We start from the raw sequence: 10,240 nt of genomic DNA, 5'->3' as shown, positions 1-10,240 counted from the left end.
TACCGGGGCTGGGGGTTGAACCCAGGACCTCTGGATCCACAATCCAGCGCTCTGACCAACTGAGCTACCCCGGCACAAAAACGACGCCCAAGTATACCGCTTTTTTCTGTCAGGGCGCAAATGCGGGGCTGCGGCCGGGGACGGTGTCCGCCCTCTCTGGAAGTGCGCCGGAATGGCGCCGGCCGGGGGCGTGTTTTCAGGGCAAACGAAAGGTGGGATGCATGAAACGGAGGCTTGTGAAAATGATGGCAGGACTGGCGGTCGGGATTGCGGTCGCCCTGGTGGGCGCATGGACGGCGGTGGGCTACATGTCCACCAAGGGCATCCAAGAGCCGGCCTACACGGTTGTGGAGAAAAAACGGGGCTATGAGATTCGCGAGTATGCCCCGTATATCCGCGCGGAGGTGACGTTGGAGGGCGCCTACCGTGACACCCTGTACGGCGGTTTTCGCCAGGTGGCCGACTACATCTTCGGCAACAACACCAAAAGCGAGAAGGTGGCCATGACCGCCCCGGTGATCCAGGAGAAGTCCGAGAAAATCGCCATGACGGCACCGGTGATCCAGGAGGCGGGGGAGGGGAAAAACACCTACACCGTCGCCTTCGTCATGCCCAGGGAGTACACGCTGGAAACCCTGCCCAAGCCGAACAACCCCAACATGGCCTTTCGTGAGGTGCCCGCGCGGCGCTTCGCCGTGCTGAAGTTCGGCGGGTACGCCACGGAAAGACGGGTGGAGCGCAAGAGGGCACAGCTTGTCAAGAGTCTCGACCGCGACGGGGTGAAAGCGGCCGGGACGGCCCTTGTGGCGCAGTACGATCCGCCCTGGACGCCCTTCTACATGCGCCGCAACGAAATTCAGGTGCCCCTGTGATGCGTTCCGGAGCGCTGTGGCTGGCCGGGTGGGTGTTGCTCACAGCGGTGGACGCCGTGGTGATCTCCCTCATCTTGGGCCCCTTTTTCCGTGCGCGGATCGGTCCGCTGCTGAACGTGGTGGACGGTGCGGTGAGGACCAATATTCCGGCGGCTCTTGCGACTTGGGCACTGCTTTCGGCGGGGCTGGTGGTGTTCGTCCTTCCCCGGGCAGGTCAAAGTTTGCCCGCCGCGCTGCTGTTCGGTTCGCTCTTCGGCCTTCTCGTCTACGGCGTCTACGACGCCACCAATATGGCCGTGCTGCGCGGGTGGCCCCTGTCCGTCGCCGTCGTGGATGTCTGTTGGGGCACGCTGCTTTGCGGCGGCTGCGCCGCGGCCCTCCACGCGCTGTCACGGCTGTTGCCCTAAACCCGAACGTTTTTTTTCTGGGCCATTCCCACAGGACGGGGCGTTTTCAGGGTGAGACGCCGGGAGGCATGCAGGGGAGGTGGCACGGGCTTCCAGCCCGTGTGTTAGGTCATGGAGCCGTCTCAAGAATCGCGGGATGGAAGCCCGTGTCCCCTCCCCCATGAAATCCCTCCCCCCCTGCAAGCTCCAAATAAAAGGGGCCGCCCTTAGCGGGCGGCCCCAAACCGTCTCCAGAAGTTTCTTGTCAGGCGGCGGGCTGCTGGGGCATGGGCTCCAGCTTGGACGTGTCGAAGCCGCGCGCGTCAAGCTCCGCAACGATGCCGTTGTACACCGCCTCGTCCATCTGCGGGGTGCGGCTGAGAATCCACAGCGTGTCCCGGCATTTGCTGGAGACCACGGCGTACTCATAGTCGTCGCCGAGCATGATGATCCAGTAGTTGGACCCGAAAATGCCCACGGGGAAGGGGCCGAACTGCACGGTCAGTTTGGCGTTGGTTTCCTTGTCCGCCACGGTGGCCTTGCCCTCGATTTCCGAAAGCTCCCCGTCAAAGGTCTCCTTGAACCCGCGGTTCACGACCTTGACGGTCCCATTTTCGTTCAGGCTGTATTCCGCCGTGACGCCCACCAGTCCTCGCTCGAAGAAGAACGGGTACTTGGCGATCTCGTACCAGAGGCCCATGTAGCGGTTGATGTCCACGGCGGCGACGGTTTCGGGCGGGTTCGCGCACACGCAGCCCTGAAGCGGGACAAACGCGGCGCCGATCAGCGCGGTTGCAAGCAGCACTCTTTTCATGGTTTCTGTCCTCCTGTGTGGTTGACCGCCGGTTTAGTAAACAGGGCGGGCGCCGCCTTCATTCCGCCGGAGGCGGGGATTCCCCGGGGAATGGGGCCTTTGGCGGGGATGTTTGTAAAAAACAGCGCGGGAAGTTACCATGCGTGGTGGCACCAGGCGGCGGAGACTGGAACCCAGGCGCGGAAAGAGAGGCGAGAAAATGTCACTTGCACGTTTGATTTATGTGAGCCGGATGACGGAAGAGTGCGACATGGAGTCCCTTCAGAGGATTCTCACCGTGTCGCGCCGGAACAATCTGGCCAAGGGGATTACCGGCGTCCTTTTCTACGATCCCAAGTTCTTCCTCCAGTGCCTGGAGGGGCCGGTGGAGGTGGTGAACGAGCTGTACGCGAACATCCTCCGCGATGACCGGCACACCCGGGTGACCCTGCTGGAATACCACGACACGGACCGGCGCCTGTTCGGTAGCTGGGCGATGGCCTTTTTGCGCCTGAACGACCTGACTCCGGAAATGATGGCCCAGGCGGGGTGTTCCGGCCGCTTCGACCCCTTTGTCCTGGGGTCGGAGGAGGCGCGCGGCTTCCTTATCGCCATTGTGGGGCAGCGCCAGGCGCAACTGGACGGGCAGAAGGACAGATAGGGGCTTTCGCCGGCGTCATAAGCGCCAGACGCGTGCCAGCAGACGCAATCCAGGGGAATCTCCCCGCAAATGAGAGAGTGCGGGGGCCCGGACCGGAAGAGGCGCGCGCAGGCGAAAGGACGTTCACACCCTCCCAGGCGCGCCCATTGTCCACCCCATGCACCACCTGCGCGACGTCCATTCCTTGGCGCGGGGATGCCACGCGTGGGGAACTTGGGAAGAAGACGGGGCGCCTGCATTATACTGGTCTTTCCTGCCATGCCGGTTGGGCGGCGTGGTGACATAACGGGAGGGCGCGGCCGCGCGCCCCGGCGGAACCCCGGGAGGACCCTGATGTGTTTGGAAAGGTGACGAAACGGAACGCGGACGCGTGCCTGCTGGCGCTGCTGTGCGGAGGACTGGCCATGGGCGGGTTTGCGGAGGACGGGACGGCGCGGAACGCGTGGGCGCCCTATTCCATGGAGGAAACGCCGGCGGACTTTTCGGCGTCGTGGATCGGACCGGGGCCGGGGCTGCATTCCGACGCGGCGGGGGAGGCGTTCTTTGTGCGGAAACCCTTTGAGGTGAAGGATCCTGCGGACTTCGCCCGGGTGCGGGTGTCGGCGGACAGCCAGTACATCCTGTGGGTGAACGGGCGGGAGGCGGCGCGGGGACCGGCGCATTTCGACCCGCTGCACCAGGTGTATGACACCCTCGACCTGTCGGGCTTTGTGACACCCGGGGAGAACGTTGCCGCGGCGGAGGTCATGTACTGGGGCCTGGAGACCAACCGCATCCCCTATTTCCAGTGCAGCGCGAAGCCGGGGTTCCTGTTCGACAGTCCGGCGCTGAAATCGGACGGGACGTGGCGCGCGTGGGTCAGTCCGGGCCACACCACGGCGGGGAAGAAGAACTGCCGCGCGGGCGGGGCGGCCTACTGGTACGAGCGCGTGGACGCGCGGGAAATCCCCGAAGGAATCGCGGCTCCCTCGTTTGACGACGGCGCATGGCCCCTCGCCAAGGTGATCGGCGACGCGGAGAAGTGGGGCGAGCAGACCGACACGTCCAGCCCTTGGAAGCTGTACCCCCGGCGCATCCCCGCGCCGGAGGTGCGCGCCGACGCGGCCTGCGTCCCGGTGCAGTCGGGTGTGGTGAAGGGGAATGCGAAGGAGCCGCCCTTCCCCTTTGAGGTCGTTCCGGACGCGGAAGCGCCGTCCCTGCCCTGGGTGTCCCCCGGCGGCGGGGGCATCCGGTATCTCGTGCTGGACGCCGGGGAGCTGGTGAACGGCTATGTTTCGCTGGACATCGAGGGCGCGGCGGGGACGGTGGTGGAGGTCATGTACGCCGAGGCGCCGGAACTGGACGGCGCGAAGGGCCGACGAGACCGGCTGGAGGAGCGCCGGATCGAGGGCTCCGCGGACGTGTGCATCCTGCGCGACGGCCGCCAGCAGTACGAGCCCTTCCTGCACCGCACCTTCCGCTTCGTGCGGGTGGCGGTGCGCGGCGGGGACGCCACGGTCCACGGGCTGACCCGCCGCTGGACGGGCTATCCCTTTGCCGAGCGCGGGCGCTTCACCTGCTCCGACGAGACGCTCAACCAGATCTGGCGCACCGGATGGAACACCCAGCGGCTCTGCGCCTTTGACACGTTCCAGGACTGCCCCTACTACGAGCGGCTCCAGTACGGCGGCGACACGCGCATCCAGGGGCTCATCACGCTCTATGCGTCCGGGGACACGCGGCTGCTGGCGAACGCAATAAGGCAGCTTCAGGCCTCCTCGCTGCCCGAGGGCCTGACGCAGTCGCGCTACCCCAACCACGTCTTCCAGGTGATCCCCGGCTACTCCCTCTGCTGGATCCAGATGCTGGACGACTATTACCTCCACACGGGCGACCTGTCGCTGGTGCGCGAGTGCGCGCACACCGTGGCGTCGGTGCTGCGATTCTACGAGCGCCACCTGACGGACCAGGGGTTCGCGGCGAACCTGCCCTACTGGAACTTCTACGACTGGACCTATGAGAAGAGCGGCGTGCCGGACGCACACGGCGAGAACTGCACCCTCAGCACCATCCACTACAAAGGGGCGCTGGACATCGCGGCGCGGCTCTTCACCGCCCTCGACGACCCGCTGACGGCGGAGCGGTTCCGTAAACAGGCGGAGGCGGTGGCGGCAGCCGTCAACGAGAAGGCGTGGGACGAGGCGGCTGGGCTCTACCGCGACGGGATCGCCACGCGCAGCTTCAGCCAGCACGTCAACACCTTCGCCGTGCTGTTCGGCGTGGCGGACGACGCGCGCCGGGAACGGATCGCGGAGAAACTGTTCGACGACCCGTCGCTCCGCGGCACCACGTTCTACTTCGCCCACTACCTGCACGAGGCCGCGGAGCGGCTGGACATGCAGGAGAAGATCATCGCGGACATGGCCCGCTGGAAGGGGATGCTGGACCTCGGCGCGACGACGTGGTGGGAGACGCCCGACGCCCCGCGCAGCGAGTGCCACGCCTGGAGCGCCACGCCGACCTACCGGTTCATGGAGATGATCCTCGGGGTGCGGCCCCTCGCGCCGGGATTCGCTCGGGTGCGGATACAGCCGTGGACGGGCGACCTGGAGCATGCGGAGGGGACCGTCCCCACACCCCTCGGCGACATCACCGTGCGCTGGCGGAAGGCCCCGGCCTTTGAACTGGAGGTGACCCTGCCGGAGGGCGTGACCGGCGAGGTGGTGCTGCCCGACGGGCGGATCTTCGAGGCGCAGGCGGGCTCGGCGGCTTTCCGGTAGGAAGACTCACCACGGAGCCACGGAGGGCACGGAGAGGGCCAGGGAAAGAATGTCCGGGAGAGGGAACGAGAAGAGGAAGAAAAGAGAGAATGGAAAGGGCCTGCAGCAGCGGACGGAGGGGATTGGCGCGGCTTTCATGACGTGGGAGAGAGACGGAAGATGGCCGAAAGGAGGCACTTTGCGGCCAGCCTCAAGGCCCTTTTTCCCAAAGAAAAAATTTCTTTCTCCGTGTCCTCCGTGTCTCCGTGGTGAATCGGGAAAACACCGTTCAGCGAGTCTGTGAAGAGGGAGAATTCTTGAAATGCCGCTTTGTCATGGGGAGATCACGGAACGGGTTATCGGCGCGGCGATAGAGGTGCACCGGGTGCTTGGGCCCGGCCTGCTGGAGTCCGCCTATGAGGAGTGCCTGTGCGCCGAACTGCGGGAGCGGGGCGTCGCCCATCAGCGCCAGATTCCCCTCCCGGTCGAGTACAAGGGGACGCGCCTCGACTGCGGGTACCGGCTGGACCTGTTGGTCGAGGAGGTGGTGGTCGTCGAAATCAAGGCGGTGTCATCCATGGAACCCATTCACGAGGCGCAGTTGCTGACCTATCTCCGCCTTGGCGGATGGAAGGTGGGACTGCTCATCAACTTCAATGTGCCGCTGCTGCGGGACGGAATTGTGCGGCGCGTTCTCTGACGCTGCTTACCACGGAGTCACGGAGGGCGCGGAGAAGGCGGGACCGGAAGATGAAATAGGGGCGGGAAGTCTGGAGGATGATGGAAAAGGGCCGGAACGGGCATGGATTTGCAGTCTGTGGCGGGAGTCGGATTAGTAAGACGAAGAAGGTGCCCAGCCGAATTCTGAGCTTCGCCTGCCCGGTCTTTTGCAGTCATGGGGAGGCTTTCCCCAAAATGCGGAGATCCCTCCCCAGGGTCCGTTCAGTTTCTCCCCTTTTTTCGTGCTTCTCCGCGCTCTCCGTGCCTCCGTGGTGAATTCCTTCCCGCAAACCGTGTATCTTCTGGGATGGAACGGGACGGGGCCCAAGGAACGAAAGGTGAAATGATGCGTGGAGTGCTGCACTGGTTTGCGACGGGGCCGGACGCCCCGCCCATCGGCGACATGGCCCGGGTGCGGCAGCTCTACGGGATCAAACGCTGGTCCGTGTTCCTTTCCATTCTCCTGGGGTACAGCGTCTTCTACGTGTGCCGCCAGTCCTTCGCCATCACCAAGAAGTCCATGCTGGACGAGGGCATTCTGGACGTCCAGCAGATGGGCAACATCGGCACGGCCCTGCTGATCACCTACGCGCTGGGGAAGTTCATTAACGGCTTTCTCGCGGACCGCGCAAACGTGCGTCGCTTCATGGCGACGGGGCTCATGGCGGTGGCGGTGACGGTGGCGCTCTTCGGCGCGAACAAGTACTACTCCCTCTTCTTCCTCCTGTGGGGGCTGCACGGCTGGTTCCAGTCCATGGGCGCGGTGCCCTCCGGTGTGGCGCTGTCCCAGTGGTTCAGCAACCGCGAGCGCGGCTCGTGGTACAGCTTCTGGAGCGCCTCCCACAGCATCGGCGAGGGGCTGAGCCTCTTCATGACCGCCGGGGTGGTCACCTGGCTGGGCTGGCGCTACGGGTTCTGGGCGGCGGCGGCGCTGGCGGGGGTGGCCGCGCTGGTCATGTACAAGACGCTCTCCGACCGCCCCGAGACCTGCGGCCTGCCCAACGTGGCGGACTACCGGAACGACCACGCGTCGGATCCCTCGGCGGTGCCGCTGACCACGGCGCAGGCGCAGCGGGAGGTCTTCCGCAACCCCTATGTCTGGATCGTCTGCCTCGCCTCGCTGGCCATGTACATCACGCGCTACGGGATGAACAGCTGGGGGGTGCTGTACCTCCAGGAGACCAAAGAATACTCGCTCCTGGCCGCCGGCGGCCTGTTGAGCCTTGCCAAGGTGCTCGAGACTGTCGGCACGGTGGCCTCCGGGTTCATTTCCGACATCTTCTTCAAGTCGCGGCGGTCCGTGGTCACCATCGCCAGCGGCATCTTCACGGTGGGCGGACTCGCCCTCTTTGCCGTCACCCCCTCGACCGACCTTGGCGACCTTCCGGTTGGCATGCGCCCCCACCTCCATGCGGAGGGGGCCGTGGACCCCGCCCTGCGGGCGGCGCTTGCCGAACTGGGCGTTTCCACGGACGATGCCACCCGGTTCTCCGTCACCGGGGATGAAAAAGCCCCGGGATGGGTGCTCCGGTCGAACTCCTGGTTTTCCGGCTGGGGCGGCTGCCGCGTGGTGGACGCCGGCGACCGGCTCCGCGTGTTCAAGAACTACCAGATCCAGCATCTGGTCGGCGCGTCCATCTACGGCATGGGCATCGGCTGCCTCATCGCGTTTCTGGGCGGGTTGATCGCCATAGACATCTGCTCCAAGAAGGCCAGCGGCGCGGCCATGGGGGTGGTGGGCATTTGCAGCTACATCGGCGCAACGCTCCAGGAGCAGGTGAGCGGGCGGCTGATCCAGGCCGGCATGACCGTGTCGGAAACCGGGGCGACCACCCATGACTTCAGCGCGGCCATGACCTTTTGGATCGGGTCCGCGGTGGTCTCGCTGGTGCTGTCGTGTTTCCTGTGGAACGCGCGGGCGCGCGACTGATGCCGGCGGGGCGAAACCCGGACGTGTGCGCGGGCGGCCACACATGTGGCCGTCACGCGTCCCCCTCCCTCTGAAACAGAGGAGAAGGAGTCCCCATGACAAAGGGCGTGCTTTCATTCGTTCGACCCATTGGCGCCGTTGCATTGTCCCTGCTGGCCGCCGGAACGGCTTTCGCCGCGCCGGGCGCGCTGTCGCTGGACGGCGTCGCCGTGGCGCCGCACCTGATGCTGGACACGATGCGCTACACCAAGGCGCCGGAGCCCGCCGACGGCGCGCGGGTGCAACTGTTCCTGCGCAACGCCTCGAAGGAGGCGGTGACCGTGGACGCGGCGTCGCGACTGCTGTTCGGCGGAAGGGCCCCGGCGGATCTGCTGGCTTCGGAGGACTGGGCGTGGCATGACACGCCCGCCGCGCCGCAGGTGGGGACGCTGGTCCTCGCGCCTGACACCATGACGGTGTGGACCTTCAACGGCCGCAGGACGCCCTTCGGCCCCGGCGGCGCCTGCGCGCTGGCGCTGGGTCCCGAGGACGCCCCGTGGCTGGCGCGGGATCTTGAAATTGCCGCGCCGAGACAGTGGATTTCCGCGATCACCTTCCTCGGGCCGGAGGCGGATGTCCGCCCCGACACACTGGTGGTGCACCTGGCCAACGACGCCGCCGCGCCGCTTGAAATGCGCGGGTGCCGCCTGTGGCTGCCCCTGGACCCGAAGAACCCGCGCGTGCTGGCGGCGCAGCCGCCGCTGGCGGTGATCACGCCCTTCAACGGCCACCAAAGCATTCCATCCAAGGACCGGGGCGGGTTCACCGCCCAGACCGGCCCGCTCCCCCTGACCTACGCGGTGGTGGAGGTGACCGTGGCCTCGGGCGGAAACGAGTTTTCCCTGTGGGGCCACCTGCGGGTCCGCAAGGAGGTGTTCGACATCTCCGGCGGCTGGGTGGGCAGCAACGACGCGCTCAAGAGCGAAGCGTTCCTTAAGACACTCAAGCGCTTCTACGTGAACACGGCGCACACGGCCTCGGTGCCCGGATACACGGACACCGAACTGTACGCGAAGTACCCGCTCAAGTACTTCAACTGCCTCGATCCCGCGCAGTACGACACGGACGGGCTGCTGCCGCGCATCCACGGGGTGGAGTGCCTGGGCGAGCCGCAGTACGGCGGCGGGCGGCCCGTTCCGCCGCAGGAGGTGTGGGAGAAGCTTTATCCCTACGCGTCCACGCGCCTGGCCACCACGCTCACGAACAGTGAGGAGCGCATCTGGCGCGACTATGCGGGCCTGGGCGACTTCACGCACTACGACGCCTACCGCGTCACCGCGCCGTCGGCGGACGCCTGGTGGAAGTACGACCGGTGGACGGGCGGCAAAATCTACTGGGGCTCCCCGCTGGAGACCATCGGCGACATGAGCCGGTCCCTGCGCGAAATGAGCCGCCCCATGCCCTGCGCGTACTGGTCGCAGGGGCCCCACGAGGGCTGGGGCGTCTACGGCGGCCGCAAGCGCACCTCGCCCACGCCCGAGGAGCTGCGCCTCCAGGCGCACCATGCCCTGTCCACCCGCATCACCTCGCTCTACTGGTTCAACCTGAGCCTCAAGACGCTGGTGAAGTGGCGCGACACGCTGGACGAACTGGGGCGCGTGGGCCGCGAGATGCGGATGATGGACGACTTCCTGCTGGAGGGCGACGCCTACCGGCACGAGCGTGTAAAAAAGGCGGACGGCAGGCCGGACTGGGACCTCAACTCCGTGGCCTGCCCGCGCGGGGCGCTGCTCTTCGCCCTGGACCTCGACTACGACGCCGACCGCAAGGCCCGCGTGTTCCAGTTCGGCCCGCCGCGGGCCGCGGTGTTCGCCTTCGCGCTGCCCGCGTATCTGGGCGCGCCCGCCGACGTGTTCCGCATGGACGCCGACGGGGTCCACGATGTCTCCTGGACGGCGAAGGACGGCGGGGTGGAGATCACCGACACCCGGTCGCTGGTGGGAATCTACGTCGCCGCGCCGGACAAGGAGCTCCGCGGCCGCATGGCGGCGGAGCATCAGGAGCTGCTTGCCTGCGAGGCGGCCCTGAACTTCGACCCGGCCCGGAACGACGCCGACTTCGCCGAACTGGAAAACTGCCTCGGCGGGAAATAGAATGCCTG

The 10,240-nt window shown here is 66.2% G+C and carries 8 protein-coding genes and 1 tRNA gene; 7 read left to right on the top strand and 2 right to left on the bottom strand.

All coding sequences use genetic code 11. The features are described 5' to 3' along the window. Positions 1-74: transfer RNA gene (locus tag GXY15_10755), tRNA-His, on the bottom strand. Between the two features lie 168 nt (positions 75-242). Between GXY15_10755 and GXY15_10750 the strand changes: the two genes are divergently transcribed. Further along, positions 243-872, top strand: a complete 630-nt coding sequence (locus GXY15_10750) for a heme-binding protein (GenBank protein NLV41691.1) — start codon at positions 243-245, stop codon at positions 870-872. Beyond that, on the top strand, positions 872-1,279 hold the full coding sequence (locus GXY15_10745) for a DUF2177 family protein (protein NLV41690.1): 408 nt from the start codon (positions 872-874) through the stop codon (positions 1,277-1,279). Before GXY15_10750 ends, GXY15_10745 begins: the two co-directional genes overlap by 1 nt. Positions 1,280-1,523: 244 nt before the next feature. On the opposite strand, the gene GXY15_10740 is transcribed toward GXY15_10745, so the two are convergent. Next, positions 1,524-2,072: a lipocalin family protein gene (locus tag GXY15_10740; GenBank protein NLV41689.1), complete on the bottom strand. Its 549-nt coding sequence runs from the start codon at positions 2,070-2,072 to the stop codon at positions 1,524-1,526. Between the two features lie 199 nt (positions 2,073-2,271). On the opposite strand from GXY15_10740, the gene GXY15_10735 reads away from it, so the two are divergent. The 5 genes from GXY15_10735 (at position 2,272) to GXY15_10715 (ending at position 10,232) form a co-directional block, all read left to right on the top strand. Then, positions 2,272-2,712: a BLUF domain-containing protein gene (locus GXY15_10735; protein ID NLV41688.1), complete on the top strand. Its 441-nt coding sequence runs from the start codon at positions 2,272-2,274 to the stop codon at positions 2,710-2,712. Between the two features lie 347 nt (positions 2,713-3,059). Next, positions 3,060-5,471, top strand: a complete 2,412-nt coding sequence (locus GXY15_10730) for a family 78 glycoside hydrolase catalytic domain (protein ID NLV41687.1) — start codon at positions 3,060-3,062, stop codon at positions 5,469-5,471. A 301-nt stretch (positions 5,472-5,772) separates the two neighbouring features. Further along, positions 5,773-6,150, top strand: a complete 378-nt coding sequence (locus GXY15_10725; protein ID NLV41686.1) for a GxxExxY protein — start codon at positions 5,773-5,775, stop codon at positions 6,148-6,150. Between the two features lie 363 nt (positions 6,151-6,513). Then, complete coding sequence (locus GXY15_10720) at positions 6,514-8,100, top strand: MFS transporter (GenBank protein ID NLV41685.1); 1,587 nt, start codon at positions 6,514-6,516, stop codon at positions 8,098-8,100. 95 nt (positions 8,101-8,195) lie between these two features. Further along, positions 8,196-10,232, top strand: coding sequence for a hypothetical protein (locus GXY15_10715; GenBank protein ID NLV41684.1), 2,037 nt, complete (start codon positions 8,196-8,198; stop codon positions 10,230-10,232). Positions 10,233-10,240 lie beyond the last annotated feature (8 nt).

This window comes from Candidatus Hydrogenedentota bacterium, assembly GCA_012730045.1.
Lineage (GTDB): Bacteria > Hydrogenedentota > Hydrogenedentia > Hydrogenedentales > CAITNO01 > JAAYBR01.
Note: the sequence above shows the minus strand (reverse complement) of the source record. Positions and strands in the feature narration are given on the sequence as shown.

Excerpts from the sequence above, each read along its gene's own strand:
- GXY15_10750 (NLV41691.1), top strand. The coding sequence starts at position 243 with ATGATGGCAGGACTGGCGGTCGGGATTGCGGTCGCCCTGGTGGGCGCA.
- GXY15_10745 (NLV41690.1), top strand. The coding sequence starts at position 872 with ATGCGTTCCGGAGCGCTGTGGCTGGCCGGGTGGGTGTTGCTCACAGCG.
- GXY15_10740 (NLV41689.1), bottom strand. The coding sequence starts at position 2,072 with ATGAAAAGAGTGCTGCTTGCAACCGCGCTGATCGGCGCCGCGTTTGTC.
- GXY15_10735 (NLV41688.1), top strand. The coding sequence starts at position 2,272 with ATGTCACTTGCACGTTTGATTTATGTGAGCCGGATGACGGAAGAGTGC.
- GXY15_10725 (NLV41686.1), top strand. The coding sequence starts at position 5,773 with ATGCCGCTTTGTCATGGGGAGATCACGGAACGGGTTATCGGCGCGGCG.
- GXY15_10720 (NLV41685.1), top strand. The coding sequence starts at position 6,514 with ATGATGCGTGGAGTGCTGCACTGGTTTGCGACGGGGCCGGACGCCCCG.
- GXY15_10715 (NLV41684.1), top strand. The coding sequence starts at position 8,196 with ATGACAAAGGGCGTGCTTTCATTCGTTCGACCCATTGGCGCCGTTGCA.